At 72.6% G+C, this 25940-nt stretch carries 25 protein-coding genes and 1 riboswitch; of the genes, 10 read left to right on the top strand and 15 right to left on the bottom strand.

Going from position 1 to position 25940, the window contains the following annotated elements:
- Positions 1 to 38: 38 nt before the first annotated feature.
- Positions 39 to 1238 (bottom strand): lipid-transfer protein, encoded by a 1200-nt coding sequence (locus ACIP84_RS34715; RefSeq protein ID WP_401803483.1) that lies wholly within the window; start codon positions 1236 to 1238, stop codon positions 39 to 41.
- Between the two features lie 13 nt (positions 1239 to 1251).
- Positions 1252 to 3507: an acyl-CoA dehydrogenase gene (locus ACIP84_RS34710; protein ID WP_401803481.1), complete on the bottom strand. Its 2256-nt coding sequence runs from the start codon at positions 3505 to 3507 to the stop codon at positions 1252 to 1254.
- A 407-nt stretch (positions 3508 to 3914) separates the two neighbouring features.
- On the opposite strand from ACIP84_RS34710, the gene ACIP84_RS34705 reads away from it, so the two are divergent.
- Positions 3915 to 4340 carry a DUF4259 domain-containing protein gene (locus ACIP84_RS34705; RefSeq protein ID WP_401803478.1) on the top strand — a complete coding sequence of 142 codons (426 nt, stop codon included), beginning with the start codon at positions 3915 to 3917 and terminating at the stop codon, positions 4338 to 4340.
- Here ACIP84_RS34705 and ACIP84_RS34700 read toward each other — a convergent pair.
- A complete protein-coding gene (locus tag ACIP84_RS34700) occupies positions 4333 to 6597 on the bottom strand; it encodes a DUF4157 domain-containing protein (protein WP_401803475.1) in 2265 nt (754 codons plus the stop codon). The genes ACIP84_RS34705 and ACIP84_RS34700 overlap by 8 nt on opposite strands.
- A gap of 182 nt (positions 6598 to 6779) precedes the next feature.
- Between ACIP84_RS34700 and ACIP84_RS34695 the strand changes: the two genes are divergently transcribed.
- Positions 6780 to 6953, top strand: coding sequence for a hypothetical protein (locus ACIP84_RS34695; protein ID WP_401803472.1), 174 nt, complete (start codon positions 6780 to 6782; stop codon positions 6951 to 6953).
- Here the strand turns inward: ACIP84_RS34695 and ACIP84_RS34690 are convergent, their stop codons facing one another.
- Genes ACIP84_RS34690 through ACIP84_RS34680 form a run of 3 tightly spaced genes read right to left on the bottom strand, consistent with a single transcriptional unit; the run spans position 6954 to position 8504 of the window.
- On the bottom strand, positions 6954 to 7409 hold the full coding sequence (locus tag ACIP84_RS34690; protein WP_401803469.1) for a hypothetical protein: 456 nt from the start codon (positions 7407 to 7409) through the stop codon (positions 6954 to 6956).
- Positions 7410 to 7411: 2 nt separating this feature from the next.
- Complete coding sequence (locus ACIP84_RS34685) at positions 7412 to 7696, bottom strand: DUF397 domain-containing protein (RefSeq protein WP_401803467.1); 285 nt, start codon at positions 7694 to 7696, stop codon at positions 7412 to 7414.
- On the bottom strand, positions 7656 to 8504 hold the full coding sequence (locus ACIP84_RS34680; protein WP_401803464.1) for a Scr1 family TA system antitoxin-like transcriptional regulator: 849 nt from the start codon (positions 8502 to 8504) through the stop codon (positions 7656 to 7658). Before ACIP84_RS34680 ends, ACIP84_RS34685 begins: the two co-directional genes overlap by 41 nt.
- An 84-nt stretch (positions 8505 to 8588) precedes the next feature.
- Between ACIP84_RS34680 and ACIP84_RS34675 the strand changes: the two genes are divergently transcribed.
- Both ACIP84_RS34675 and ACIP84_RS34670 read left to right on the top strand, forming a co-directional pair.
- Positions 8589 to 8996, top strand: a complete 408-nt coding sequence (locus ACIP84_RS34675; protein WP_401803462.1) for an ATP-binding protein — start codon at positions 8589 to 8591, stop codon at positions 8994 to 8996.
- 46 nt (positions 8997 to 9042) lie between these two features.
- The gene (locus ACIP84_RS34670; RefSeq protein WP_401803460.1) at positions 9043 to 9675 is read left to right on the top strand and encodes a class I SAM-dependent methyltransferase; all 633 of its coding nucleotides are present in this window, start codon (positions 9043 to 9045) and stop codon (positions 9673 to 9675) included.
- Positions 9676 to 9768: 93 nt separating this feature from the next.
- On the opposite strand, the gene ACIP84_RS34665 is transcribed toward ACIP84_RS34670, so the two are convergent.
- Entirely contained in the window at positions 9769 to 11556 is a 1788-nt protein-coding gene (locus ACIP84_RS34665; protein ID WP_355964829.1) for a hypothetical protein, read from the bottom strand.
- Between the two features lie 383 nt (positions 11557 to 11939).
- Between ACIP84_RS34665 and ACIP84_RS34660 the strand changes: the two genes are divergently transcribed.
- The 3 genes from ACIP84_RS34660 to ACIP84_RS34650 all read left to right on the top strand — a co-directional run bounded on the left by ACIP84_RS34660 (position 11940) and on the right by ACIP84_RS34650 (position 14932).
- The gene (locus tag ACIP84_RS34660) at positions 11940 to 12830 is read left to right on the top strand and encodes an N-acetylmuramoyl-L-alanine amidase (RefSeq protein ID WP_401803458.1); all 891 of its coding nucleotides are present in this window, start codon (positions 11940 to 11942) and stop codon (positions 12828 to 12830) included.
- 109 nt (positions 12831 to 12939) lie between these two features.
- The gene (locus ACIP84_RS34655; protein ID WP_355964831.1) at positions 12940 to 13797 is read left to right on the top strand and encodes a hypothetical protein; all 858 of its coding nucleotides are present in this window, start codon (positions 12940 to 12942) and stop codon (positions 13795 to 13797) included.
- Positions 13798 to 13921: 124 nt separating this feature from the next.
- Positions 13922 to 14932 (top strand): LLM class F420-dependent oxidoreductase, encoded by a 1011-nt coding sequence (locus ACIP84_RS34650; RefSeq protein WP_401803455.1) that lies wholly within the window; start codon positions 13922 to 13924, stop codon positions 14930 to 14932.
- A 14-nt stretch (positions 14933 to 14946) separates the two neighbouring features.
- Here the strand turns inward: ACIP84_RS34650 and ACIP84_RS34645 are convergent, their stop codons facing one another.
- From ACIP84_RS34645 to ACIP84_RS34630, 4 genes are all read right to left on the bottom strand, one after another.
- Positions 14947 to 15507, bottom strand: a complete 561-nt coding sequence (locus ACIP84_RS34645; RefSeq protein ID WP_401803454.1) for a hypothetical protein — start codon at positions 15505 to 15507, stop codon at positions 14947 to 14949.
- Positions 15508 to 15673: 166 nt separating this feature from the next.
- Complete coding sequence (locus tag ACIP84_RS34640) at positions 15674 to 16759, bottom strand: prenyltransferase (protein ID WP_401803451.1); 1086 nt, start codon at positions 16757 to 16759, stop codon at positions 15674 to 15676.
- Entirely contained in the window at positions 16756 to 17490 is a 735-nt protein-coding gene (locus ACIP84_RS34635; protein WP_401803449.1) for a class I SAM-dependent methyltransferase, read from the bottom strand. The genes ACIP84_RS34640 and ACIP84_RS34635 overlap by 4 nt, the downstream gene beginning before the upstream one ends.
- A 148-nt stretch (positions 17491 to 17638) precedes the next feature.
- The gene (locus ACIP84_RS34630) at positions 17639 to 18973 is read right to left on the bottom strand and encodes a glycosyltransferase family 4 protein (RefSeq protein WP_355964836.1); all 1335 of its coding nucleotides are present in this window, start codon (positions 18971 to 18973) and stop codon (positions 17639 to 17641) included.
- Between the two features lie 227 nt (positions 18974 to 19200).
- Between ACIP84_RS34630 and ACIP84_RS34625 the strand changes: the two genes are divergently transcribed.
- Positions 19201 to 19830: a TetR family transcriptional regulator gene (locus ACIP84_RS34625; RefSeq protein ID WP_355964837.1), complete on the top strand. Its 630-nt coding sequence runs from the start codon at positions 19201 to 19203 to the stop codon at positions 19828 to 19830.
- A gap of 141 nt (positions 19831 to 19971) precedes the next feature.
- Here ACIP84_RS34625 and ACIP84_RS34620 read toward each other — a convergent pair whose 3' ends face one another.
- The 4 genes from ACIP84_RS34620 to ACIP84_RS34605 form a co-directional block, all read right to left on the bottom strand.
- Positions 19972 to 20514 (bottom strand): hypothetical protein, encoded by a 543-nt coding sequence (locus ACIP84_RS34620; protein ID WP_355964838.1) that lies wholly within the window; start codon positions 20512 to 20514, stop codon positions 19972 to 19974.
- A gap of 100 nt (positions 20515 to 20614) precedes the next feature.
- The gene (locus ACIP84_RS34615; RefSeq protein WP_401803446.1) at positions 20615 to 21214 is read right to left on the bottom strand and encodes a hypothetical protein; all 600 of its coding nucleotides are present in this window, start codon (positions 21212 to 21214) and stop codon (positions 20615 to 20617) included.
- A 185-nt stretch (positions 21215 to 21399) separates the two neighbouring features.
- Positions 21400 to 21633, bottom strand: a complete 234-nt coding sequence (locus tag ACIP84_RS34610) for a ferredoxin (protein ID WP_030321717.1) — start codon at positions 21631 to 21633, stop codon at positions 21400 to 21402.
- Positions 21633 to 23096 carry an aldehyde dehydrogenase gene (locus ACIP84_RS34605; protein ID WP_401803444.1) on the bottom strand — a complete coding sequence of 488 codons (1464 nt, stop codon included), beginning with the start codon at positions 23094 to 23096 and terminating at the stop codon, positions 21633 to 21635. Before ACIP84_RS34605 ends, ACIP84_RS34610 begins: the two co-directional genes overlap by 1 nt.
- A gap of 150 nt (positions 23097 to 23246) precedes the next feature.
- Here ACIP84_RS34605 and ACIP84_RS34600 point away from each other — a divergent pair, with 150 nt between their 5' ends.
- Both ACIP84_RS34600 and ACIP84_RS34595 read left to right on the top strand, forming a co-directional pair.
- A complete protein-coding gene (locus tag ACIP84_RS34600) occupies positions 23247 to 24284 on the top strand; it encodes an MBL fold metallo-hydrolase (protein ID WP_355964897.1) in 1038 nt (345 codons plus the stop codon).
- 165 nt (positions 24285 to 24449) lie between these two features.
- A riboswitch (cobalamin riboswitch) is annotated at positions 24450 to 24556 on the top strand.
- Positions 24557 to 24645: 89 nt separating this feature from the next.
- Positions 24646 to 25899, top strand: coding sequence for a prenyltransferase/squalene oxidase repeat-containing protein (locus ACIP84_RS34595; protein WP_401803441.1), 1254 nt, complete (start codon positions 24646 to 24648; stop codon positions 25897 to 25899).
- The last annotated feature ends 41 nt before the right edge of the window (positions 25900 to 25940 follow it).

Raw genomic sequence — 25940 nt, 5'->3', positions numbered from 1 at the left:
TCGCAGACCGCATCCGCCCCGTACATGGGGATAAGGTCCTACGACCTGCGCAGCAGCGTCACCACCGCCGCCCCGCCCAGGCCGATGTTGTGCGCGAGCCCGACCCGCGCCCCCGCCACCTGACGGGGGCCCGCCTCGCCCCGCAGCTGCCAGACGAGTTCGGCGGCCTGCGCCAGGCCCGTCGCGCCCAGCGGGTGGCCCTTGGAGATGAGGCCGCCGGAGGGGTTCACGACCCAGCTGCCGCCGTACGTCGTCGCGCCGGACTCGACGAGCTTGCCGGAGGCGCCCTCCTCGCACATGCCGAGCGCCTCGTAGGTGAGGAGCTCGTTGACGGAGAAGCAGTCGTGGAGCTCGACCACGTCGACGTCCTCGATGCCGAGCCCGGAGCGCTCGAACGCCTGCCGGGCGGCGGCCCGGGACATCGGGCGGCCGACGGCGTCGATGCAGGAGCCCGAGGCGAAGGACTCCTCGGTGTCCGTGGTCATCGCCTGCCCGGCGATCTCCACCGCCCGGTCCCGCAGCCCGTGCTCGTCGACGAAGCGCTGGGAGACGACGAGGGCGGCCGCCGCGCCGTCCGAGGTGGGCGAGCACTGGAGCTTGGTGAGCGGCCGGTGGACGGTCTTCGCGGCGAGGATCTCGTCGACCGTGTAGACGTCCTGGAACTGGGCGTTGGGGTTGTTCGCCGAGTGCCGGTGGTTCTTGGCGCCGACGGCCGCGAGCTGCGCCTCGGTCGTCCCGTACCGCTCCATGTGCTCGCGGGCGGCGTTGCCGAAGATCTGCGCGGTGGGCGGGCTCGCCTCGAAGCCGTGGCCGGCGGCCATGATCCCGTAGTGCCGGGCGACGGGCGACGTAGTGAGGTCGCCGGGCCCCGATCCGCCGCCGCCGAGCGAGCCCCGGCTCATCTTCTCGAAGCCGACCGCGAGGACGCAGTCGGCGATGCCGCCCTCGACGAACTGGCGGGCCGTCATGAGGGCGGTGGAGCCGGTCGCGCAGTTGTTGTTGAGGTTGTAGACGGGGATGCCGGAGAGCCCGAGTTCGTACACGGCGCGCTGTCCGGCGGTGGAGGCCTGGAAGCAGTAGCCGACGGCGGCCTGCTCCACGCGCGCGTAGGGGACGCCCGCGTCGGCGAGGGCGGCGGTGCCGGCCTCCTTGACCATGTCCCAGTACTGCCAGTCCCGGGTCTCGGGCTTCTCGAACCTGGTCATCCCGACCCCGACGACGTACGCCTTGGTGGTCATCTCGGTTTCCCCCTCAGTCTCGCGGCAGGCCGAGCAGCCGCTCGGCGACGACATTGAGCTGTACCTGTGTGGTGCCGCCCGCGATGGTGAGGCAGCGGGACATGAGCAGGCCGTGGACGGCCCGTTCGCCGGGTCCCTCACGCACGGCGCCCTCGGGGCCGAGGAGTTCGAGGGTGAGTTCGGCGAGCTTCTGCTGGTGGAGGGTCTGGACGAGCTTGCGGACGCTGGCGCCCGCGCCGGGTTCGAGCCCGGACACCTGGAGCAGGGTGGTGCGCAGGCCGATGCACGCGAGCGCGTGCGCCTCGGCGAGCAGGGCGCCGATCCGTACCCGTACGGAGCCGTCGACCCGGTCCGCCCGGGCGATGACGGCTTCGAGGCCGGTGTCGAAGGCGACCTGGTCGGCCATGTGGACGCGTTCGTTGCCGAGGGTGTTGCGGGCGACCCGCCAGCCGTCGTCGACCTCGCCGACGACGGCGTCGGCGGGGAGGATCGCGTCGTCGAACCAGACCTCGTTGAAGAGGGACTCCCCGGTGATCTCCTTGAGCGGCCGTACGTCGATCCCGGGGGTGTTCCGCATGTCGACGAGGAAGTAGGTGAGGCCCTTGTGCTTGGGGGCGGCCGGGTCGGTGCGGGCGAGCAGGATGCCGTGATGGGCCCACTGCGCGGCGCTCGTCCACACCTTCTGGCCGTTGATCCGCCAGCGGCCGTCCTCGGTGCGCTCGGCGCGGGTGCGGAGGGAGGCGAGGTCGGAGCCGGCGCCGGGCTCGGAGAAGAGCTGGCACCAGAGGCGCTCGCCGCGCAGGGTCGGGCCGAGGTGTTCGTCCTGCTGGGCGGGGGTGCCGTGGGCGAGGAGGGACGGCACGACCCAGGTGGCGATGCCGAGCCCGGCGACGGTGATCCCGGCCTCGTCGAGTGCGCGCTGGACGGCGAGCTGCTGGAGGGGACCGGCGCCGAGTCCGTACGGCTCCGGGAGGTGCGGGGCGGCGTAGCCGGTGGGGGCGAGGACGCGGCGGGCGGCGGCCGGGTCGAGCCCCACGGCGGGGGCGAGCGCCTCGCGGGCGGCCGCGACGTACGGGTCGGCCTCGGGCGGCAGGTCGAGCCGGAGGCCGCGCCGGACGCCGTCGGCGGCGTGCCGGAGGGCGTCGAGCCGGTGCCGGTCGCCGGTGCCGAGGAGCTGGCGGGCCACGAGGGCGCGGCGGAGCAGCAGGTGGGCGTCGTGCTCCCAGGTGAACCCGGTGCCGCCGAGGATCTGGATGCAGTCCTTGGCGCAGGTGAACGCGGTGTCGAGGGCGGTGGCGGCGGCGAGCGCGGCGGTGAGGGGGCGGGCCTCGTCGTCTCCGGCCCTGGCGGCGTCCCAGGTGAGGGCGCGGGCCTGTTCGAGCCGGACGAGCATGTCGGCGCAGAGGTGTTTGACGCCCTGGAACTGTCCGATGGGGCGGCCGAACTGTTCGCGGGTGCGGGCGTGTTCGGCGGCGGTCTCGACGGCGCGGGCGGCGGTGCCGCAGGCGTCGGCGGCGAAGAGGACGGCGGCGAGGTCGTGGACGAGGGCGGTGTCGAGGGCGAGTGCGCGGGCTGCGGGGACGTGGTGGTTCCGGGCGGTGATCCCGGCGGTGGGTCGGGTGGGGTCGGCGCTCTCGTGGGGGCGGACGGCGAGGCCGTCGGTGTCGACGGCGAGCCAGACGGAGCCGTCGGCGGTGGCGGCGCGCAGGATGACGAGATCGGCCTGGGCGCCGCCGAGGACGGGGGGCGCGGCGCCGTCGAGGAGGTAGCCGCTCGCGGTACGGACGGCGGTGAGGGTGCCGGGGCCGGTGCGGTCGGTTCCACCGCTGCCGGGGCCGGGGCCGGCGGGGTCACTGCCTCCGGAACCGGCGCCGGCGGGCCCTGATGCCGTACCGGTCCCGCCGAGTGCGACGGCGCCGATCCGCTCCCCGCGCGCGAGGGACCCGGTGAGTTCCGTCTCCCCGGCCCGGCGGAGCAGCTCGGCGGCGAGGACGGAGGGCAGGTAGGGCCCCGGCAGGAGGGCTCTCGCGGCCTCCTCCACGACCACGACGAGGTCTCCGAGGTCGCCGCCCCCTCCCCCGTACTCCTCGGGCAGGTGCACCCCGAGGAGCCCCTGCCCGGCGGCGGCGTCCCAGTAGGCCGGCCGCCCGGTGGCGGTGTCGGGGACGTCCAGGTGCTTACGGACCTCCTCGGGCGGTACGGCGCGGTGGAGCCAGCCCCGGACGGATCGGGCGAGCTCCCGCTGTTCGTGCGTGATGGCGATGCCCATGCGCGGCAGACTAGAACACGTTCCATTCTGACGGAAGGTCAGATACGGAGCGGAATCCCGCCCCCGCATGACGACGGCCGGGCCCGCGGGTCGCCCCGGTGGCAGCATCGACGCGGAGACGGACCGTACGCAGGGGGAACATGGGCGCGAGCTGGACGGCACTGCTGATCGCCGTGGTCGGCGCGACGGGAACACCGGGAGCAAGCGCATGGAGCTCCAGGCCGCCGCCGAGCAGCGGCGCGAGGAGCGCGGTCACGCCGAGGCCCCACGCGCCGGGCGGAGGCCGCGCGCCCTCGTCACGAGCGGGATCCGGGCACAGGACCCGGGCACCGGACCGGCGTTGTCAGTGGTGCCTGCCACCCTGTCGGTACAGCGGAACGACCGAGCACGCGGAAAGCGAGTACGCCATGGGCACCTGGGACATCGGCCCCTTCGACAACGACACCGCCGCCGACTTCTCGTACCGGGTGGACGAGGCCCCGGCGGAGAAGAAGGCCGAGGTGCTGCGTACGGCCTTCCGCGAGGTGATCGAGACCGGCGACGCCTACCTGGACGCGGACCTGGCGGACGAGGCGATCGCCTCGGCGGCCCTCCTCGCCGCCCAGTGCCCCGGCGGCGACCCTGTCACCACCGCGTACGCCCCGAAGGATCCCCTGCCGCCGCTCCCGGCCGACCTGCGCCCGCAGGCCGTGGCGGCCCTGGACCGGATCCTCACGGAGCCGTCCGAACTCCTCGAACTCTGGGAGGAGTCGGACGGCAAGGAGTGGAAGGCGGTCGTCAGGAAGCTGGTCGCGGTCCTGGCCGGCGCGGGCGGGGGCGGTCCCGTCAGCTGATGCCGTTGTCCTGGCAAGCCTGCTCGTAGGCCGCCCACGCGGCGTCGGAGAACAGCCGCCGCGCGTCGATGAGCCCCTCCTGGTCCTTGAGCTGCCGCAGCGTCTCCTGTCGCTGCCTCGCTCCGATCTCCGGGTTGCCCAGCCACTGGAGGAACTCGTCCTCGCTCATCGGATGGGTGCGGTGCTCGTACCGGTCCCAGTCGGCCCTGTCGTCGCCTTGGCCGAAGTAGAAGGCGACGGCGTGCCCGACCGACGCCCGGTCGCCCTCGCCGAGGGGACCGCGCCATTCGCCGTCGTCCTTCTTCCAGTCGCCGTCCCGTGGCTCCTTCAGGAACACGCGCCCGTAGTGGGGGCCGAAGGAGTTCTCCAGCTTCATGCCTCGGTTCCAGCCCTTCGAGGGATGGCCCTGCATGCCGTTGGCCCGGTCGGGGCGCTGCTGATAGGGAGTGATGTCGATGGAGATCGTCCTGATGCCCGCGAAGGCGAACTGATCGGTCACGCCGCTGCGCATTCCGATCGCACCGAGAACGTCGAAGCGGGTGTTGAGGTGGTGGAGGAGGGCCAGCTGCGACCTTCGGTCCTTCGTCTCCTCCCACGTGAAGTACTTCACGAGATGGGGACCGGGCCAGGTGTCCGCCGTGTACCCCTCCGGGAAGTCACCGACGGGAACGGGGACGACGGCCGCCCCGAGCTGCTCCTTGATCGTGCCCATGATGTCGGTCATGCCCGCCCTGCCGGTGTCGAGCGCCGGGGCGTTGCCCGTCCCGGCGTGACCGCTGTTCCGGAAGTTCACGAGCACGTACGGGGTGCCCTGCCGGAACCCCTTGCCCGCGAGCAGCGGACCGAACGCGGCGCTCTGCTCCGCGGTCGGCTCGGCGTAGTCCTTGTAGAAGTTCTGGCGGCGCCGCTCCCGCTCCGGGACGTCTTCGCCCCATCCGTACGTCTCGTCGCGCGGGTCCGTCAGAACCTGCTCAAGGTAGCGGGTGGACGCCGTATCACCCTTGTGCGAGAGAACGCCCGGACTCGGGCTCAGGCTTTCCTGGAGATCCAGCTCCTCGTGCGAACGCTCCGACCAGAAGATCTCGGACCCCTTGGCGACGAGGTCCTGGGTGAGTTCGAGAAGTCCCTGGGCCGCGCCCGCCGTTCCCTCGTGGACGCCGTAGACGAGCAGCTTGGTCCCAGGAGTCGCGACCATGGCCGCCCGCACGTGGTACATGTCGCCGCGGCTGCCCGCGTACACCGCGATCGTGTTCGTGTTGTCGAGCTCGTGGTGCGCGATGCCGTCGGGGCCGTCGATCCGCTGCGCGGTGGCCCAGGGCCATGCGACATCGGGTGCAGGAGCACTCTGCTCCGCGCTCTGCGCCTCTTCAGGGGGCAGGGCGTGGTAGGTGGCCAAGCACCAGTCGCGGTAGCTCTGACGCTCCTGGGGCGAACCCTCCTCAAGTCCGTAGAAGGGAAGAGCCTGCCCGACCCAGTAGGCCCTCACCTCGTCCCAGGAAGGGGGTACCCACTGTTCCGACTGGTCGGAGGCCCTGAGGCGCTTCGACGCGTCCTCGGAGGATTCGTCGGCCTCGAAACCCCGCTTGCCGTCGACCACGCGCTGGAGGGGAGCCGGACCGTGCGACGGCGCCCCCGCCTCCGGTCCCGGCGGGTGGACGGGGGCCGGCGACGACAGGGCCTGCCGCGCGGTCGCCTCCGCCTCCCGCTCGAAGCGGTCGGACGGATCGGAGACCTTCAGGCCCGAGCCGTTCTCCGTCCCCGCGACCGGCCCCCGGCGCTGCTGGATGACATGGGTCAGCTCGTGGGCGAGCGTGTGCCTGTCGGCGCCGCCCTCACCGATCACGACATGACTCCCCGACGTGTAGGCCCGGGCACCGACCTCGGTCGCGGACGCCTTCGCCGCAGCGTCGGTGTGGATCCGCACGTCGGAGAAGTCCGCGCCCAGACGCGCCTCCATGTCGCCCCGGGTCTCCTCGTCCAGGGGACGGCCGCCGGAGCGCAGGACGTCGTGGACGGTGGAGCGCTGCACGGCGGGCGGCTCCGCCCGGTGCCCGCAGCCGCTCGTGTGCTGATGCGGATCGGCCACGGCCCACGGGTGCCCCGCCTCGCGGAGCATCTGGACGACCGCGGCATTGCCGGCTGCCGCCTGCAGGCCGAGCAGGCCCTGCGACTGCCCGGGCCGCGACACTGCGGGCCTGCGGGCGGACGTGCGGTCCCTGCCGACCTCGTCTGCGGTGGCGTTGTCGTGATCGCGCACGGGGGATCTCCTGGTGGCGGGGTTCGTCGGCTCCTTCCTGGATACGCGGTGGAGCCCCGCCGGTGCCAGGTACGGGCGGGCAGCATGAGCGGACCGGACGGGCAGAATCCCGGCCCCGCGCCTCCGCGTCCCGCCGCGTCCGACGTACGAAGCACGGATCAGGGCGTCATAGGCTGCGGTTCATGCACAGCACCCTCGCCCAGCACGCCTCCTACCGACTGGTGCTGCTGCAACGGCCGGACGAGCCCGCGCTGATGCGGGAGGCGGCGGTGAGGCTGGAGATGTTCGGCCCCGACTGGGACGACATCGCCGCGGACCTCGTGAGGCGGGCAGACGCTCTGGACGCGGCCGCCTGATCACGCCGTGGGCCGACGCGTCACCTTCCTCCTGGAAGAGGAACCTCGCCACGCGAGGACGACGCCCGCGACGGTCGCGGCGACGGCGATGACCGCGAGGACGAGGAGCCCCGGGTTGACCCACCAGGGGACGACCTCGATGCCGTGGCACACCAGGCTCACGGGCAGCGCGCTGCTGGAGTCCGGGTAGGCCTTGATCCCCACACCGAACCAGCACGCGTCCTCCGGGAAGAGGAACGGCAGGTACGACAGGCCGTACACATGCACCGCGCCGCCCGCAAGGTAGGCGAGCCCGGCGACCCAGGCGGCCTTCCTGGCGGCTGAGCGGCGGCGCCGGGGCAGTCGGGGTGGGGGCAGTTCGTCGCCCCGACGGGCCCGGACAAGACCGACGTACGTGATCCCCGCCCAGGCCGGCAGGACGAGAGCGAGGATCACGACCCCTATGAGGGTCGCCATGGTCAGCGCTTGCCGATACGCCCTTCGGCGGCGGCGCTCACGAAGGCCGCGAAGGCGGCGGGGGTGGCGAGGAAGGCGGGGCCTCCGGGGTTCTTGGAGTCACGGACGGCGATGTGGGCGGTGAGGTCGGCGACCTCGATGCACTGGCCGCCGGTGTCCCCGCTGTAGGAGGACTTGCGCCAGGCGACGGCGCCGAGGGGGGCGCACTCGATGCACTGACCGCCGGTGTCGGAGCTGTACGAGGACTTACGCCAGCGCGCGCCCGCCATGTTCTGGGTTGTCTCCATAGTGTTCCTCCATGACGCGGGTGATCAGCGCGGACGAGTCTTCCACCGAGAGAGCGGCCGCTCGAAGGTGATCGTAACGGAGCAACCCCTGCCTGAACGCGGCTGAATCCACGGTCATATGCCCCTGGACGAAGTCCTCCGTGTAGACGAGGTCGGGCTCGCTCTCGAAGCGCAGGAGGTTGAAGGAACCCGGTTGCCCCGGGTGCGCGCCGACCTCGAAGGGGAGCATCTGGATCTTCACCCATTCGCGGTCCTGCATCCCCAACAGGTGGGCGAGTTGCTCCCGCATCACCTTCCGTCCGCCTGTTTCTTGGCGCAGCACCGCCTCGCTCATCACGACCCAGAGCAGTGGCGGGTTCTCGCGCTCCAGGATGCGCTGGCGCTCAATCCGGGCGGCCACCAGCCCATCGAGGTCGGTCTCGAACCGAACGCCTAGGACTGCCCGGGCGTAACTCTCAGTCTGGAGCAGGCCATCCACTACCTGCGCCTGGAACGAGCAGAGGTACGTCGCCCTCGCCTCCATGTCCGCGTACGGCCTGAACCACGACGGCAGTTGGCTCTTCAGCACCAGCCCGACCAGCCGCGTGAAGAACCCGCCAGTCATCAGGGCCGCGTCGAGCCGTTCCGAGAACTCCCTGGTCGGGACCTTTCTCGCCGTCTCGATCTGACCGACGAGCGAACCGGTGCAGAAGAGGACGTCCCCGAGCTGCGACTGGCTGAGACCCGCCTCCTCTCTCAGGCGGCGGAGTTCGTATCCGTAGTAGTCCAGCGGCGAGGCACTCGGATCCAGGCTGCGGATGTTGACCACGGCGAGGTCACCCCCAAGTTCACGCGGTGAGGCGTTGTGTTCAGTCCGTAGCCGAGCGTAACGAAGGCCGCCCAGTCTGGTGGCATGAATCAGGCAACAGACCTCTACCCTGCGGTACTTGCGACGAGCTACCGCATGCGGTTCACCGTCGGTGAGCACTCCGCCGGTCACATGCGCCGCATCCTGCGCATGTTCCTCACGCGGTGGGAGCTCGACCGGCTGACGGACTCCGCGGCCCTCGCGCTGACCGAGCTCGTCGCCAACGTCGTCCGGCACGTGCCCGGCCGGCATTGCGCGGTGCTGATCCTGCGGGAGCCGTACGGGCTCCGGGTCGAGGTCTCGGACGGCGTGCCGGGGACCGTCCACGCGAAGGCGGCCGATCCGCTGGACGCGGGCGGGCGGGGTCTCGTCCTGGTGGAGGCCGTGACGGACCGGTGGGGGGTCGACGAGCGGGCCGACGGGAAGACGGTGTGGTTCGAGTGCGACGCGTAGGGCACGATGGGCGCCGTCACCCGCGTACCCGCCAGTAGGAGTCACCATGTCCGAGCCCGCGCCCGAGATCCTCGCCGCCTTCGAGGCCGCCAAGGGCTTCATGCCCGTCGGTGAGGGGCTGGCCCTGTACGCGGCGGCCACCGAGGCCGCGAAGCTCGGGCTGCCGCTCCTGGAGGTCGGCACGTACTGCGGGCGCTCCACGATCCTGCTGGCCGACGTGGCGCGGCAGGCGGGGACGGTCGCGGTGACCGTGGACCACCACCGGGGCAGCGAGGAGCAGCAGCCGGGATGGGAGTACCACGACGAGACCGTGGTCGACCCGGAGGTGGGGCTCATGGACACCCTGCCGACGTTCCGGCGGACGCTGCGCAGGGCGGGGCTCGAAGAGCACGTGATCGCCGTGGTGGGGCGGTCGCCGCAGGTCGCGAAGGTGTGGGGCGGACAGCTCGGGTTCGTGTTCGTCGACGGCGGGCACACCGACGAGCACGCCGGCAACGACTACGAGGGCTGGGCACCGAAGGTCGCCCCCGGGGGCCTGCTGGTCATCCACGACGTCTTCCCGGACCCGGAGGACGGCGGCCAGGCGCCGTACCGGATCTACCTCCGCGCACTGGAGTCGGGGGACTTCGAGGAGGTCTCGGTCACGGAGTCGCTGCGGGTGCTGCGCCGCCGGGGCTGAGCCGCGGGCCGACACGTCGGCGGCCGCCCCCTCGGAAGGGGACGGCCGCCGGGGCGATGCGCGCCGATGAGGCGGAACCCGGGGTCGGAACGGTCAGAACCCCGAGGTCACGTACAGGCAGTTGGTGTAGCTGTAGCCCGGTTCGATCTTGGCCTTGCTCGACTTGGTGTCACCGGCCGTGGACGTGCCGGTGGAGACCCGCTTCTGGAGGAAGTGGTAGTCGCCGGCGGGCAGCAGCAGGGTCGCCTTCGGGTACTTCGAGGACGGACCCGTGCAGGCCTTGATCTTCTTGGAGCCCGCGAAGATCGGGCTCGGATACTTGGTGCAGGTTCCGCACGCCTTCAGGGTGATCTTGCCGGTCATGGGGCCGGTGTAGAGCAGCTCGACCTCGCCGGGACCGTCGTTGCTCACCACCATCACCATCCGCGTACCCCCGGGCACGTCGGCAGGGGGCAGCTTCCCGCCCGCCGCGGGCTCCTCGTCGGCGATCTCGGCGGCGATGGCGATGGAGCGGGCGTGCGCGGCCTGCGGGCTGCTCGGGTAGTCCTTCGCGTACGCCGTCATCGTGTCGAGGGCGGCCTTGAAGTCCTTGTCCTTGAACTGGTCGGTCCCGCAGGCGAAGTCGCCCTTCTGGACCGCCGCGTCGGCCTGGTCCGAGGCGCCCTCGACCGACGGGTCCGTCATGCCGTCGAGGGAGGCGTCGATGACGTGCAGCTCCTTGGTGGTGTCGCAGGGGGTGCCGCTCCCGGCGAGGGCGTCCGCCCGGGTCCTGATCGACGCCTCGAAGGCCGGTGCGACCTTGGGCGCGTACGACGACTTCGGGAAGGTCTTGAGGAGTTCGTTGAAGCTCTCCCTGGGGTCCGGCTCGTAGGTCGCGTTGCCGATGCCGGCCGCCCCGCACTCGTAGAGGGAGTGGGCCAGCGGCTCGTCGGTCTTGGCCGGCCGGGTGCCCAGGAGGTCCTTGTCGACGGTGGCCGGGAGCCCCCGCAGGTAGGTGAGGCGCGGGACCGCGTCGCAGTAGACCTTGTCGGCGTACGGCTTGGAGACCGTCGCGAAGTAGGTGTCGAGGCGCGCGGGGACGAGCTTTCCGGCCCGTGATCCCGCGTGCTCCCTGCCGAGCTTCTCGTACTCGCCGAGCGCCTTGCGGAAGGTCGGCTCGGCCTGGGCGAAGCCGAGGCCGTCGGCCGACTTCACGAGCTCGTCGGCGGCGGTGAGGCGGTCGAGCAGGGCCTGCTCCTTCGCCTCGTCGCGGGCCGCCCCGTAGGCGAGCGAGCCGCCCGCGGGCACCGCGAGCAGCACGAGGGCCAGCGGCAGCGCGAGGCGGCGGAAGGACGTGCCGATCCGGAGGGTCGCGCGCAGGCCGCGGCGGGCGCCGTCCGCCGCGACGGCCAGGAGGAAGACGCCGTAGCCGACGAGGAGCCCGACGGGCACGCCGTCGACGTCGGCGGGGAGGGCCAGGAAGAGCAGGGCGGCGGTGGCGATCCAGCAGAGCGCGGCGCCGACCCAGTTGCGCAGGAGGACGTAACCGAGGCCCAGGCAGGAGAGGTTGAGCAGGCCGATCATGGCGGCCTGGGCGCCGTTCGCCTCGCCGGGCGGCTGCGCGGGCGGCTGCCCGCCGTCGCCGGGCGGCGGACCGTACCCGGGCGGGCCGTAGCCGGGCGGCGGTCCGTAGCCCGGCGGGGCGCCGGGCGGCGGCGGGGGCGTGCCGGCACCGGCCCAGCCGGGTGCGGTGGCGGGACCGGCGGCGGGAGCCGATCCGGGCACCGCGCCGGGAGCGGGGCCGGTGGCCTCGGGGCCCGGCCGGGCCGCCGCGCTCGGGGGCGGGTCGGTCGGCGGCCCGAAGCCCGCCGAGGGCCGCGCCTCCCAGGGCGCGGGGGCCACGGGCGCGGAAGCCGCTGGCGTGGCCGGCGGGCCGGCGTCCGGGGCGGGCCGGTCCGCGGGCGCGGACCGCAGTATCCGGGTCGACGAGTCGAGCGGGCCCGCCTGACCGGGTCGACTCGCCTGACCGGGCTGACCCGGCTCGTTCGATCTGTCTGATGCGTCGTCCCGCACAGGCCGGTCGGACGGCTCGGGACGTGCGTCGTTCGGTTCTTCCCCCACCACGGTTCCCCCTCGTGGGTCCATGCGCGGTGACACCCCACCGTCGCCTCTTGCACCTACCCTTCACGGTCTGCTCACACGCGTCCACCGTTCCGCGAAGCGGTGACCAAGCTGCGACGTACCCGCTGCGGGTTTCCGCCCCGCACAGGGCCTAGAGTCGCCAGGTGCCGTACGACCACCGGAAGACCACTCACCGCACCCGCAGCCGTACCCGCGGCCTCGCGCTCGCCCTCGCCGCCACGGGCTGCTGCGCCGTACTCGCCGGCTGCGGGGCCTCGCAGGCCTCGCCGTCGGACCGGAAGTCCACGGAGAGCCCGGCGGCCGTATCGCCCGCTCCCACCCCCACGCCCTCGGGGACCGCGGGTCCCGGTGCGTCGGCCCCCTCGCTCGCCGGGCGGACCGTCGTCCTCGACCCAGGCCACAATGCAGGCAATTTCCGCCATTCACGTGAAATCAATCAGAAGGTGAACATCGGGACGACCCGCAAGGAGTGCGACACCACCGGCACCTCCACGAACGCGGGATACACCGAGGCCTCCTTCACCCTCGACGTCACCCACCGGCTGCGGGACCTCCTCACGGCGCGCGGCGCCGAGGTGGTCCTCACCCACGACGCCGACCGGCCCTGGGGCCCCTGCATCGACGAGCGCGCGAAGATCGGCAACGCGGCCCGCGCCGACGCCGTCGTCTCCGTCCACGCGGACGGCTCCGCCGTCGGCAACCGCGGCTTCCATGTGATCCTGCCCGCGCGCGTGCGCGAAGGCTCCGCCGACACCGCGAAGATCGTCGGACCCTCGCGCGAGCTCGGCGAGCGGATCGCCGCCCGGTTCGCCCGCGCCACCGGAACGGCCCCCGCCAACTACCTCGGTTCGGGTACGGGGTTGGACGTCCGCGACGATCTCGGCGGACTCAATCTCTCAACCGTGCCCAAGGTCTTCGTCGAATGCGGCAATATGCGTGATCCGAAGGACGCAGAACTGCTCACGTCGGCGGCGTGGCGGCAGAAGGCCGCCCAGGGGATCGCGGACGGCATCGCCACCTACCTCGAGGGGTAGAACCCGCGGGCGATAGATTCGCTCCGTACGATGGGGCAGCTCCGTGCCATCCCCCGTGCCATGACCTGAGCGCCACCCCGACGCGACGACCCGACGAAGGACTTCTTACGTGAATATCCGCTCCCTCACCCGAGGCGATGGCGTGCTGATCGGTGCAGCGGTGGTGCTGTTCATCGCCTCGTTCCTCGGCATTTCCGGCTGTGACGGACCTCAGGCGATCTGCGACCAGATCGACAACCCGAACTCCTGGGAGGTCTCGTACCTCGGCTGGGGCTCCTTCTTCCTGGGCATCGCCGGTGCCGCGCTCGTCATCCTCTCCCGCAGCCTGCCGGAGCAGCGCAAGGTGGCCGGGCTTGAGCTCGGCCAGGTCGGTGCCTCGTTCACCATCGCCTCCGCGTGGACCCTGCTGATGTGGGTCTTCGAGGCGAGCAACGCCGGCGCGGGCCTGATCCTCGGTCTGATCGCCGCCCTGGTGCTCGCCGGTGCGGCCGTCGCCGGACCGATGATCCCGGCCCTGAAGGCCCCGCTCGTCGGCGCGCCCAGGCCGCAGACCCCGCAGCCGTACGGCATGCAGCCGGGTCAGCCCGGCCCGCAGGGCGTCCCCGGCGGCTACGGCTACCCGGGCGCGCAGCACCCGCCGTACGGCGGTCCGCAGGACCCGTCGCAGGGTGCGGGCCAGCCGTTCGGCGCGCAGGCCGCCGCCCCGCAGCCGCAGGCCCCGCAGCAGCCCGAGCCGCAGGCCCAGGCCCCGCAGGCGCAGCCGGCCGGGGGCTTCGAGCCGTTCTGGTTCGCGGTTCCGGTCGCCCGTCCGCTGTACGCGGAGGACGGCTCGCAGGCGCCGATCGCCGAACTGGCCCCGGGTACCTGGTACCTGGCGGTCGAGCAGCGCGGTACCACCCTGGTGGCCCAGACGCAGGACGGCCGTCGTGGTGTCCTGCAGGACACCACGGGCATCCAGCGCGGCTGATCCATCGCCGGTAGCACGACCGACGGCCCCTCGCCCGGAAGCGAATCCCTTCCGGGCGGGGGGCCGTTGGCGTACAGTCCCCGCATCCACCCGAACTGACGGGCCGTCAGAAAGGATGCGGGGCATGCGACTCGGACTCGCCCTCGGCTACTGGGGCCGCGGCCCCTCCCCCGACCGCCTCGACCTCGCCCGCGAGGCCGAACGGCTCGGCTACGACTCGGTGTGGACGGCGGAGGCCTGGGGCTCCGACGCCTTCACCGCGCTCACCTGGATCGCCGCCCACACCAGCCGCGTCAAGCTGGGCACCGCCGTCGCGCAGATGGCCGCCCGCGCGCCCACGACCACCGCGATGCACGCGCTCACGCTCGACCACCTCTCCGGCGGGCGGGTCATGCTCGGTCTCGGCCTGTCCGGGCCACAGGTCGTCGAGGGCTGGTACGGGCGCCCCTTCCCCCGCTCCCCGCTGACCGCGACCCGCGAGTACGTGGACGTGGTCCGCCAGGTGCTGCGCCGCGAGGCCCCGGTCCGGCTCGACGGACGCCACCACTCCCACCCGTACAACGGCTCCGACGGCACCGGCCTCGGCAAGGCCCTCAAGCCGATCACCCACCCGCTCCGGGCCGACCTCCCGATCCTCCTGGGCGCCGAGGGACCGAAGAACATCGCGCAGACGCTCACGATCGCCGACGGCTGGCTGCCGCTGTACTGGTCCCCCGAGCGCTGGTCCGAGGTGTACGCGCTGCCCGAGCGGCTCCCGGAGGGCTTCCTGGTCGCCCCCATGGTCCGCGCCCAGGTCTGCGACGACGTGGCGGCCGGGCTGCTGCCGGTCAAGGCGATGCTCGGCTTCTACATCGGCGGCATGGGGCACGCGGCCCGCAACTTCCACGCCGACCTGATGGGGCGGATGGGGTACGAGAAGGAGGCGCGGCGCGTCCAGGAACTGTTCGCCGCCGGACGGCGCGAGGAGGCGGTCCTCGCGGTCCCGGACGCCTTCGCGGACGAGATCTCCCTGGTCGGCCCGCGGCGGCGCATCGCCGAACGGCTGGGCGCATGGCGACGGGGCCCGGTGACGGACCTCCTCGTCACGTCACCGGACCCCGCGACCCTCCGCCTGCTCGCGGAACTCAACGCCTAGCTGAGGTCGCGGCGTCAGCCGCCGCTGAGCTGGGAGGCGCTGGGGACCTTCTCGACGACTTCGGCGCCGGCGCTCTTCCCCGCGTCCTTGACGCTGTTGATGACGTTCTCGAAGGCGCCGACGTCCGCGTCGCCGACCTCGCCCTTGCGGAGCTTCGTCCCGAGCTCCTTGAGCGACTCGATCCCGGCCGTGAGCGGCGCGACCGCCTTCGACAGCAGCGGATCGCCCTTGGCGTTGTTCGTCGCCGCCTTCAGCCGGTTGTACGTGAACGCGCCCGCGAGGCCCGCCTTCACCAGGGCCAGGGTCCTGCCGTCCGCGCCCTTCCTGAACTTGCCCGCGCGGTACGGCTTCACGATCCACTGGTACGTGGCTCCCGCGGCCAGACCCGCGTTGGCCACGAACCGGGTCTTCGCGAGCTTCTGCTGCTCGAAGGTGCCCGAGGCCGTCGGGGTCGCGCCACCGCTCGCGCTCGCGTCGTCGTCGCCGCCGCAGGCGGCGGTCGTCAGAAGCAGGGTGCAGGACAGGATCAGGGCCACGACACCGCGGGACACGGACCGGGGTACGGATCTGGGCACGACAGGACCTCCCTGGGGGTTGTGGCGCCAGCCTCGCCCGGGGCCCCGGGTGCCGCCACACGAGCGACGCCGAATGGGGCCCGCCCCTCGCCCGCGCATCCCCCTTTCGCGGAATCCCGCGCACACCTCGGTCGTGGCCGGGCTGCACGCCCGCGCCCGGGTCCGGTCAGCAGCAGTCCGGGTCGAGTCCGGCCGGGAGGCGCTCGCCGCCGAAGACGGCCACGGTCGCCTCGTCGCCGCCGAGGGCGGCCACCGCGAGCAGCAGGGAACCGGCCGTCCAGGCCGTCTGCTCCTCGGGCCACACGGCCTTGTCGCTCTCGGTCTCGCCCTCGAAGACGTACCCCGTCCAGTACATGCCGTTCTCGGCGCGCAGGTGCTGGATGTCCTGGAGGACGGTGAGGGCCCGGTCCGACTCCCCCATCGCCCAGAGGGCGAGGGCGAGTTCGCAGCTCTCGCCGCCGGTCACCCACGGGTTGGGGACCACGCAGCGCACACCGAGGCCGGGCACGACGAAGGTGTCCCAGTCGGCCTCGATCCGCTCCTTCGCCTGGGAACCGGTGACCGCGCCGCCGAGGACCGGGTAGTACCAGTCCATCGAGTAGCGCGACTTGTCGAGAAAGCGCTCGGGGTGGCGGCGGATCGCGTGACCGAGCATCCCGGCCGCCAACTCCCAGTCGGGCTGGGGCTCTTCACGGGTCTCGGCGATCGCGAGGGCGCAGCGGAGCGCCTGGTGGATCGACGAACTCCCGGTGAGGAGGGCATCGTTCACCGGCGTCCCGTCGGCCTCGCGCTTCCAGCCGATCTGACCGCCGGGCTGCTGGAGCCCGAGGACGAACTCGACGGCCGCGTAGACGGAGGGCCACATCCGGTCGAGGAAGGCGTCGTCGCCGGTCGCGAGGTAGTGGTGCCAGACGCCGACCGCTATGTAGGCGACGAAGTTGGACTCCCGGCTGTGGTCCGTCACCTGGCCGGGCTCGCCGTCGTGGTACGCCGCGAACCACGAGCCGTCGCTGTTCTGGTGCCGGGCGAGCCACTCGTAGGCGCGGGCGGCGGCGGCGTGCTCACCGGCCGCGTCCAGGGCCATGGCGGCCTCGGTGTGGTCCCACGGGTCCAGGTGGTGGCCCCGGAACCAGGGCAGGGCGCCGTCCTCGCGCTGTACGGCCAGTATCCCGGCGACGGTCTCGGCGGCCTGCTCGGCGGTGAGCACCCCGGGCAGGACGAGGTGCTCCGCGATCCGCTCGGGGGAGGTCACTGGGAGTCGGCCTTGGGAAGGTGGGGCTTGGTCGCGTACGCCACGAAGCTCTTGCCGACCACCGGGTTGAGCAGCTGCTCGGCGACCCGGGTCAGGGCGGGCTTCTTCATGATGTCCCAGACCAGGAGCTTGTGGTAGGCGCGGACCGGCAGCGCCTTGTCGTTGTCGACGCCGAAGGCGCACTTCAGCCACCAGTACGGCGAGTGCAGGGCGTGCGCGTGGTGGGTGCCGTACGGCCTGAGTCCGGCCTGCCGGATCCTGCCGAGGAGTTCGTCGGCCTTGTAGATGCGGATGTGACCGCCCTCGACCTCGTGGTACGCGTCGGAGAGCGTCCAGCAGATCTTCTCGGGACCGTAGCGCGGGACGGTGATCGCGATCCGCCCGCCGGGCTTGAGGACGCGGACCATCTCGGCGAGCACCCCCTTGTCGTCCGGGATGTGCTCCATGACCTCGGAGATGATGACGACATCGAAGGACTCGTCGGGGAACGGCAGGTTGAGCGCGTCGCCCTCCATCGCGGTGGCGGTCGCGCCCGCGGGGGCCTCGCCGGCCTCCTTCATGGCCGCGAACCACTTGGCGACCTCGCGGATCTCCTCGCCGTTCTGGTCGAGGGCCACGACCTGCGCACCGCGCCGGTAGCACTCGAAGGCGTGCCGGCCCGCACCACAGCCCAGATCGAGCACACGGTCGCCTGGGGCGAGCGGGAAGCGAGTGAAGTCGACGGTCAGCACGAGGTCTGCCTTTCAAAGTGGGCGGAGGGTTGCGGGCGGGCGTTCCGCGGGGCGACGGGGGTCCCCCCTGCCCGGGCGAAGCCGAGAGCTCGGGGGAGGGCGGGCACGACCCGCCGGCCGGGGCGCACCCGGCAACGGAGGCGAGGCGTCACCGGCGGGCTCCGGCGCCCTGCCGGGCCACCGCCTCCCGGTACAGCTCGGCCGTCCCCTGGGCGGCACGGGCCCAGGTGAACCGCTCCAGCACCCTGGCCCGGCCCGCGGCGCCCAGCCGGGCCCGCAGTCCGGCGTCGCCGAGGACCCGGCCCAGCGCCGCGGCCAGCGCACCGGCGTCCCCCGGCGGCACCGCGAGGCACGTCTCGCCGTCCGCCCCGGCGACCTCGGGAATCGCCCCGCCGGTCGTGGCGACGAGCGCCGTGCCGGTGGCCATCGCCTCCGCGGCGGGCAGCGAGAAGCCCTCGTACAGCGAGGGAACGCAGGAGACCTGCGCGGAGCGCACGAGGTCGACGAGCTCGGCGTCGCTGATGCCCTTGACGAACTCGACGGCCCCGGCGAGCCCGTAGCGCTCGATGGCGGCGGCGACCGGGCCGTCCTCGGCGCGCTTGCCGACGACGACGAGGTGCGCGTCCGGGTTCTCGGTGCGGAGCTTGGCGAGCGCCTCGATCAGGTGGATCAGGCCCTTGAGCGGGACGTCGGCGCTGGACGTCGTGACGATCCGGCCGGGGACCTCGGCGACGGCCGGGTCGGGCGACCACAGGTCGGTGTCGGCGCCGATGTGGACGACCCGGATGCGGTCGTCGCGTACGCCGAGCTGCTCGACGATCTCCTGCCGGGACGTGCCGGAGACGGTGAGCACGGACGGCAGCCGGCGGGCGACGCGCTTCTGCATGCGGGTGAAGGCGTACCAGCGGCGGACGGAGGCGCGGCGCTTCCAGTCGGCGGCGGCGTCCAGTTCGAGCTGCCGGTCGACGGTGATGGGGTGGTGGATCGTGGTGACGAGCGGGGCGCCGATCGCGCGCGGGCCGCCGAGCAGCCCGTAACCGAGCGTCTGGTTGTCGTGGACGACGTCGAAGTCCCCGCGGCGGGCCGCGAGCAGGCGCCGGGCCCGCAGGGAGAAGGTGAGCGGCTCGGGGAAGCCGCCGGTCCACATGGTGGCGACCTCGAGGCCGTCGATCCAGTCCCGGTACTCGTCGCGCTTCGGTGTGCGGAACGGGTCCGGCGAGCGGTACAGGTCGAGGCTGGCGAGCTCGGTGAGCGTGAGTCCCGTCAGCTCCTCGCCCTCGTCGAGCACGGGGTACGGCTGCGAGCCGATGACCTCGACGCTGTGACCGAGGCGGGCGAGCTCGCGGGACAGGTGCCGGACGTAGACGCCCTGACCGCCGCAGAAAGGGTTCCCCTTGTACGTGAGGAGAGCGATCCGCAACGGTCTGTCACCGGCTGCGGTGACGCCCTGTCGGGGGCTTGCCTCTATGGCCTCAGCGGTCATGCGCGACCCCCTTCGAGCGTGGTTTCGCCGGAGCGTAACCGCTCGCGCTAATCTAGAACAAGTTACAGACTTGATCGTTCTTGATCTTCTGGCCTGATCTTCTTGATCCTTCAAGGAGGACAGAATCTACCGGCAGGTAGCTCTGTGGTGAGAGCCGGAACAGGTGATTCGCGCCACGGCGCCCGCACCGCCATACTGTCGCTCCCCACCGCACGGAACGGGACCTCATGACCGCAGACATCAGAGCGGACCACAGACCCGCGGCACCACCGCTCACGGAGCGCCAGGAGGCACGGCGCCGCCGCATCCTGAACGCCAGCGCCCAGCTCGCGGCGCGGGGCGGCTTCGACGCCGTGCAGATGCGGGAGGTCGCGGAGGCGGCCGGGGTGGCCCTGGGGACGCTGTACCGCTACTTCCCCTCCAAGATCCACCTGCTGGTCGCGACGATGCAGGACCAGCTCCAGCACATGCACACGACCCTGCGGAAGCGGCCGCCCGCGGGCACCGATCCGGCGGAACGGGTGGCGGAGACGCTGATGCGCGCCTTCCGCGCGCTCCAGCGCGAGCCGCAGCTCGCCGACGCGATGGTGCGGGCGCTGACCTTCGCGGACCGCGGAGTGAGCCCCGAGGTCGACACGGTGTCCCGGCTGACGACGGCGATCATCCTGGACGCGATGGGCACGGAGCACCCGACCCCGGAGCAGCTCTCGGCGGTCCGGGTGATCGAGCACACCTGGCACTCGGCGCTGATCACCTGGCTGTCGGGGCGCGCCTCGATCGCACAGGTGAAGATCGACATCGAGACCGTCTGCCGGCTGATCGACCTGACGGCGCCGGAGGCGGCGGCCCGCCGCTGACGGGACGCGCGGGCGCCGGAGGCAGGCCACTCCCGTCACCGACGGGACGCACCCGCGCCGACGACAGAGCCCCCGTCACCGACGGGACGCACCCGCGCCCCCGGTGGCTGATGCGCCGGGGGCGCGGGCGGTGCCGGCGGATCAGGACGAAGGCGTGGCCTTGTTGGCCGCCGTGAGGGCCGCCGCACACTCCGGGCTGCTGTCGACGGCCACGAACATGACCAGCTTCAGCGGGCCGGCGGAGTGGTTGCTGGCCTGGAGCTGCCAGCTGCTCTTCTTCAGGGACTTGATCACCGAGCCGCCCTGCTCGGTCTTCCGCTCCTCGTTCCAGCCGCCCTTGGCCAGGGTCGCGACCGTGTCCGTGTAGGACTTCGCCGGGTCCTTCGCCTTGTCGGCGTCGGCCGTCCAACTGACCATGCAGTCCTTGGCCTCGGCCGGAATCTGCTCGCCCGAGGCGTCCTGCGTGAAGCCGGCTGCGGTCGCCGCGTCGGTGAGCTCCTTGGTGACCACGGCACCGGTGAGCCGCTCACCGTCCGAACCGCCGGAGCCGCCCGTCGAGGAGGCACCGGCCGAGGACGAACCACCCGAGGACGAGCCGCCCTTGTCCGCACCGCCCTCGCTTCCGCAACCGGCGACCAGCAGCGCCACACCGGCGGCCGCGGCCACCCAATTCGCCTTGCGCACAACACTCCCGAATACGCACGTACGACGGCCTCTTGCCCCCGTGTCCAAGAGGCCTAGTTTTGCACGTGGGAACGGACGGCGTACGCAACCGCGCCTTTCGTCAGCCCCGTTCGGCGTCCTCCCCGAACAGGGCCTCCTTCTCCTTCTCGGTGAACCGGTTCATGCACGCGGTCTCCGTCGCGTTGAGGGAGATCATCTCCATGCTCAGCGACTGCGTCACACCGGCGTGACGGGCGTACATCACCCAGCCGCGCTTCCTGAGCGTGAACTGGAGCATGGTGCCACCCTTCGCGTCGAGCCTCTCCACCTGGCGCTCGCCCTGGACCCAGCCCTCGGCGACGAGGGCGGTGACCGCCTTCTCGAGGTCGCCCCGCGATCCGTCGACGGGCGGGCCGACGTACTGCCACGCGGCGGTACAGGCGTGGGCACGCTCCTGCAGCCGCTGCCGGTCCGTGGACGGCGTGGGAAGCGGTGTGGAACCCGAGGGGGTGGGCCCGCCGATTCCCGGAAGGTCCGACTTCGGCAGCCCCGCCTTCTTCACGGCGGCGACGATCTCGCCGTGCGCGGCCTCACGACCGAAGGAGGGAGCGGATGCCCCTCCCCCGGGGCCGGCGCCGTTCCCGGCCCCGCACCCCGCCCCGAGGACCACCACCGCCGCCGCTCCCGCGACCGTCGCCCACCCTCTGCCCCGACCCCGCATGACTGCCCCGCTCCCTGCGCGTACGTACGTGTGCCGAGGGAGTCTCACACACGCGGTACGCGCAGGTCCCGGCGGTTCAGGCGGCGCGGGCGGAGGGACCGGGCTGGGCGGGTCGGGCGGTCCCGTCCGGGCGGGTCCGGCGATCGGGCCACGCGGGTCCGGCTGGGCGGGTCCGGCGGTCCCGGCTACTCCTCCGGTGGGAAGACCGGCTCACCGCCGTCCGCCAGGGTGATCATGATGGCCTCCACCGGGCACCCCTCGGCCGCCGCCAACAGCTTCTCGCCCGCGTCCGACTCCGGTTCGCGCGCGTGGGACTGCCGGGCGGTGTCGAGGCGGAAGCCGTCCGGGGCGTGGTTCACGCACATGCCGGAGCCGATGCAGACGCTCCGGTCGACCTCGACGTGCCAGCGGTCTCCCATCACACGCCGCCCTCGTAACCGGCCGGCAGGTGGATCATCTTGTGCTCCAGGTACTCGCCGAAGCCCTCGGGCCCGAACTCCCTCCCCAGGCCGGAGTTCTTGTAGCCGCCGAAGGGGCCGAGCATGTCGAGGCTGAAGGTGTTGACGTTGAAGGTGCCGGTGCGCACGCCGCGTGCGAAGTCGATGCCGTGCTCCACGTCCCCGGTCCAGACACTGCCGCTGAGCCCGAAGTCGGAGTCGTTCGCGAGGCGCAGGGCCTCGGCCTCGTCCCCGTACGGCAGCAGGCAGATGACCGGGCCGAAGATCTCCTCGCGGGCGATCCGCATGGAGTTGTCGACGCCGCCGAAGAGCGTCGGCTCGACGTACCAGCCCCGGTCGAGCCCGGCCGGGCGGCCGCCGCCGGAGAGGACCTTGGCGCCCTCCTCCTGGCCGATGCGGATGTAGTCGAGGGAGCGCTGCTGCTGCCGCTGGGCGACCAGCGGCCCGACCTGGGTGGCCGGGTCGAGCGGGTCGCCGACGACGAGCGCGCCGGCCGCCGCGGCGAAGGCCTCGGCGATCTCCTCGTACCGGGAGCGGGGGACGAGGATCCGGGTCTGGGCGACGCACGCCTGACCGTTGTTCATCCAGGCGGCCGGGACGATCCCGGCGACCGCGGTCGCGAGGTCGGCGTCGGGCAGGATCACGGCGGCCGACTTCCCGCCCAGTTCGAGGGTGACGCGGGTGAGGTTGCGGGCGGCGACCTCCATGACCCGCTTGCCCGCGGCGACCGAACCCGTGAAGGACACCTTGTCGACGCCGGGGTGGCCGATGAGGTACTCGCTGACTTCGCGGTCGGCGGGCAGGATGCTGAGCACACCCTCGGGCAGCCCGGCCTCGGTGGCGATGTCGGCGAGGATGTACGAGTCGAGCGGCGACTCCGGCGAGGGCTTGAGGACCACCGTGCAGCCGGCGAGCAGCGCGGGCCCCAGCTTGGCCGCGGCGGTGAACTGCGGCACGTTCCACGGGACGACGGCCGCGACCACACCCACCGGCTCGCGCCGGACGAGCAGCGGGCCGAGGACGCCGCCGCGCCGCTCCTCGTACGTGAAGTCGCGGGCGACGGTGATCGCCGCGTCCCAGACCATCATCGCGCCGAGCGCCTGGGCGAGGACGGACCAGGAGTACGGGGAGCCGTTCTGCGCGCTGATGGAACGGGCGATCTCCTCGTGGCGTACGGCGATCGCGTCCTTGATGCGGCTGACGACGGCGATCCGCTCCTCCACCGTCATCCGGGGCCAGGGCCCTTCGTCGAAGGCCCGGCGGGCGGCCGCGACGGCCCGGTCGACATCGGCGGTGGAGGCGTGCGGGACGCGCCCGATGACCTCCTCGGTGTGCGGGGAGACGACCTCGATGACGTCCTCGCCGAGCGGGTCGGTCAACTCCCCGCCGATGAACAGCTTTCCGTGCTCCACAAGCTCGGTCATGACCGCCGCCTTCATGAGGAGATGATTTCCCTGACGATGCCTCAGAACTGATACCAGTTCTAGTTATAGTGGGCAATGGTCGAGCACGCTCCGTACCGCCGCGGAGATTCCGTACCGCCGTGGAGAGATGAGGGATCCATGCAGGGACCCATGCCCCAGGTGACCGAGCACGGCGGAGGCGTCTGGGCGCTCCGGGTGCCGATCCCCGACAATCCGCTCGGCCACACGCTCGTCCACGTCCTCGACACCGACCGCGGCCCGGTCCTCGTCGACACCGGCTGGGACGACCCTGCCTCCTGGGACGAACTCACCGGCGGCCTCGCCGCGTTGGGCATCGACGTGTCGGACGTCCACGGCGTCGTCATCACCCACCACCACCCCGACCACCACGGCCTGTCCGGCAAGGTCCGCGAGGCGTCCGGGGCCTGGATCGCCATGCACGCAGCCGACACCGACGTCGTACGCCGCACCCGGGAGGCCGAGCCGGGCACCTGGCTCGACTACCTCGCCCGCAAACTCGCCGCCGTCGGCGCCCCCGAGGACCACCTCGTCCCGCTGCGGGCCGCCCGCGCCTCCGGCCGGCTGCGCACCCTGCCCGGTCTGCGCTCCGCCCTCCCCGACCGGGAGATCGTCCCCGGCGAGCTCCTCGACCTCCCCGGACGGCGACTGCGCGCGATCTGGACCCCCGGCCACACCCCCGGCCACGTCTGCCTCCACCTGGAGGAGGAGCACCCCTCCCGGCTGCCCGGCCACGGCCGGCTCTTCTCCGGCGACCATCTGCTGCCCGGGATCACCCCGCACGTCGGGCTGTACGAGGACCCCGACGACTCCACCGTCACCGATCCCCTCGGCGACTACCTCGACTCCCTCGAACGCATCGGCCGCCTCGGCGTCGCCGAGGTCCTCCCCGCCCACCAGCACGCCTTCGCCGACGCCGCAGGACGGGTCCGGGAACTCCTCGACCACCACGAGGAACGGCTCACCGGACTCCTCGGCCTGCTCGCCACCCCGCTCACCCCCTGGCAGCTCGCCGTGCGGATGGAGTGGAACCGCCCCTGGGACCAGATCCCCTACGGCTCGCGCAACATCGCCGTCAGCGAGGCCGAGGCGCATCTGCGCCGCCTGGTGAAACTCGGCCTCGCGGAGGCGGTGCAGGGGACGGAGCCCGTGGAGTACGTGGCGGTGTGAGGCGCCAGGCGCCCACCAGGGGTGGAGCGGCCCGGCCGGGCTGACGGCGGTGGGCGCGGGCCCGTCCGCCGTGCCCTCGGCGCCGGTGCGGAGCGCCGCTGCGGGGCGCCGGTGTGAGGCGGCTCGCACCCGCCGGGCCGCGGACCTACGGGCCGGTAGAGTGGGCGGGTCGTCATCATGCCCGTACGGGGGGAAGCCGGTGCGAATCCGGCACTGACCCGCAACCGTGAGCGGCCCCCGTCCGGGAGTCGTGAGTCGGAATGCCCCGCCCGGGACGTGACCGCCGGCACCGTCGAGGAATACGGAGCCGGAGCCTGGTGCCCCTGAGGCGTGCCGGTGCCCGGCCGCAGGAGAGGGCCCCATGAACACCGTCCGCCGCGGCGCCACCGCGCTCGCAGCCGCCACCGTCCTGCTCGGCACCGGAGCGGCAGGGGTGGCGGGAGCGGCCACCACCGCACCCTCCCCCACGCCCTCCGCCGTCACGATCCCGGACGGTCTGTACGGCACGAACGACCCGACGTACGACGGTGTCTGGCGTCAGTCGTACGCCTTCCTCGCCCAGCGCGCCACCGGCTTCCAGCCCGCCGACCAGGCCGTGGACTGGCTGCTCGGCCAGCAGTGCGCGGACGGCTCGTTCAGCGCGTACCGCGCGGACGCCGGGACGCCCTGCGACGCGAAGACCATGCGGGACACCAACGCCACCGCGATCGCCGTGCAGGGGCTCCGCGCGGTCCGGAAGCAGTCGGCCTCCCCGGAGACGATCGACAAGGCCGTCAAGGCCGGCTCCGACTGGCTGCGCACCGTGCAGAACAAGGACGGCGGCTGGGGCTACAGCCCCGGCGGCGCCAGTGACGCCAACTCCACCTCGGTCGTCGTCGGCGCGCTCGCCGCGACGGGCGTGCGGCCCGGCTCGTTCACCTCCGCCGAGGGCCGTACGCCCTACGACGCGCTCCTCTCCTTCGCGCTGCCCTGCTCGGACAAGGAGGGCCCGGGGGCCTTCGCGTACCAGCCCGACAAGGCAGGCAAGCTCCTGGCGAACGCCGACGCCACCGCCGCGGCCACCCTCGCGGGACTCGGCAAGAGCGTCGTCGCCACCCAGGCCTCGCCCGAGCAGCCGCCGGTCTGCAACGACCTGTCGAAGCCGACGATCGAGCGGGCCGCGCTCAACGGCGCCTCCTACCTGGCGAAGGCCCTCGCGAAGACCGGCCACCTGACCCTGCCGCCGATGCCGGGCGCCACCGACACCACCGAGCAGCCCGACGTCGGCAACACCGCCGACGCCGTCGTCGCGCTCGCCGCGTCCGGCGCCTCGAAGGAGGCGAAGCCCGCCGTGGAGTGGCTGGAGAAGAACTCCGCCGCGTGGGCGAAGGAGAGCCCGGCCGCGTACGCGCAGCTGATCCTGGCCGCGCGGGCGACGGAGACGGACCCGCGCGAGTTCGGTACGGCGGACCTGGTGGAGCAGCTCAACGCCACCGGCCCGGCACCGAAGACGCCGGACACCTCCGCCTCCTCCACCAGTGACGACGAGGGCGGCTTCGACATCTGGTGGATCATCGGCATCGGCATGGTCGTCGGCGTCGGCATCGGCTTCCTCGTGAGCGGCCGCAAGAAGTGACCACCGCGCGAGGGAACGGCGCGCGAGCGAACGGCGCGCGA

This window comes from Streptomyces sp. NPDC088707 (assembly GCF_044752725.1).
In the GTDB taxonomy this organism is placed as follows: domain Bacteria; phylum Actinomycetota; class Actinomycetes; order Streptomycetales; family Streptomycetaceae; genus Streptomyces.
The sequence above is the reverse complement of the archived record's forward strand: the minus strand, read 5'-3'. Positions and strand labels throughout refer to the sequence as shown.

Excerpts from the sequence above, each read along its gene's own strand:
- ACIP84_RS34705 (WP_401803478.1), top strand. The coding sequence starts at position 3,915 with ATGGGCACCTGGGACATCGGCCCCTTCGACAACGACACCGCCGCCGAC.
- ACIP84_RS34685 (WP_401803467.1), bottom strand. The coding sequence starts at position 7,696 with ATGGAGACAACCCAGAACATGGCGGGCGCGCGCTGGCGTAAGTCCTCG.
- ACIP84_RS34690 (WP_401803469.1), bottom strand. The coding sequence starts at position 7,409 with ATGGCGACCCTCATAGGGGTCGTGATCCTCGCTCTCGTCCTGCCGGCC.
- ACIP84_RS34615 (WP_401803446.1), bottom strand. The coding sequence starts at position 21,214 with ATGCGGGGTCGGGGCAGAGGGTGGGCGACGGTCGCGGGAGCGGCGGCG.
- ACIP84_RS34630 (WP_355964836.1), bottom strand. The coding sequence starts at position 18,973 with ATGACCGCTGAGGCCATAGAGGCAAGCCCCCGACAGGGCGTCACCGCA.
- ACIP84_RS34715 (WP_401803483.1), bottom strand. The coding sequence starts at position 1,238 with ATGACCACCAAGGCGTACGTCGTCGGGGTCGGGATGACCAGGTTCGAG.
- ACIP84_RS34605 (WP_401803444.1), bottom strand. The coding sequence starts at position 23,096 with ATGACCGAGCTTGTGGAGCACGGAAAGCTGTTCATCGGCGGGGAGTTG.
- ACIP84_RS34600 (WP_355964897.1), top strand. The coding sequence starts at position 23,247 with ATGCCCCAGGTGACCGAGCACGGCGGAGGCGTCTGGGCGCTCCGGGTG.
- ACIP84_RS34675 (WP_401803462.1), top strand. The coding sequence starts at position 8,589 with ATGAATCAGGCAACAGACCTCTACCCTGCGGTACTTGCGACGAGCTAC.
- ACIP84_RS34650 (WP_401803455.1), top strand. The coding sequence starts at position 13,922 with ATGCGACTCGGACTCGCCCTCGGCTACTGGGGCCGCGGCCCCTCCCCC.
- ACIP84_RS34695 (WP_401803472.1), top strand. The coding sequence starts at position 6,780 with ATGCACAGCACCCTCGCCCAGCACGCCTCCTACCGACTGGTGCTGCTG.
- ACIP84_RS34625 (WP_355964837.1), top strand. The coding sequence starts at position 19,201 with ATGACCGCAGACATCAGAGCGGACCACAGACCCGCGGCACCACCGCTC.
- ACIP84_RS34670 (WP_401803460.1), top strand. The coding sequence starts at position 9,043 with ATGTCCGAGCCCGCGCCCGAGATCCTCGCCGCCTTCGAGGCCGCCAAG.
- ACIP84_RS34610 (WP_030321717.1), bottom strand. The coding sequence starts at position 21,633 with ATGGGAGACCGCTGGCACGTCGAGGTCGACCGGAGCGTCTGCATCGGC.
- ACIP84_RS34710 (WP_401803481.1), bottom strand. The coding sequence starts at position 3,507 with ATGGGCATCGCCATCACGCACGAACAGCGGGAGCTCGCCCGATCCGTC.
- ACIP84_RS34595 (WP_401803441.1), top strand. The coding sequence starts at position 24,646 with ATGAACACCGTCCGCCGCGGCGCCACCGCGCTCGCAGCCGCCACCGTC.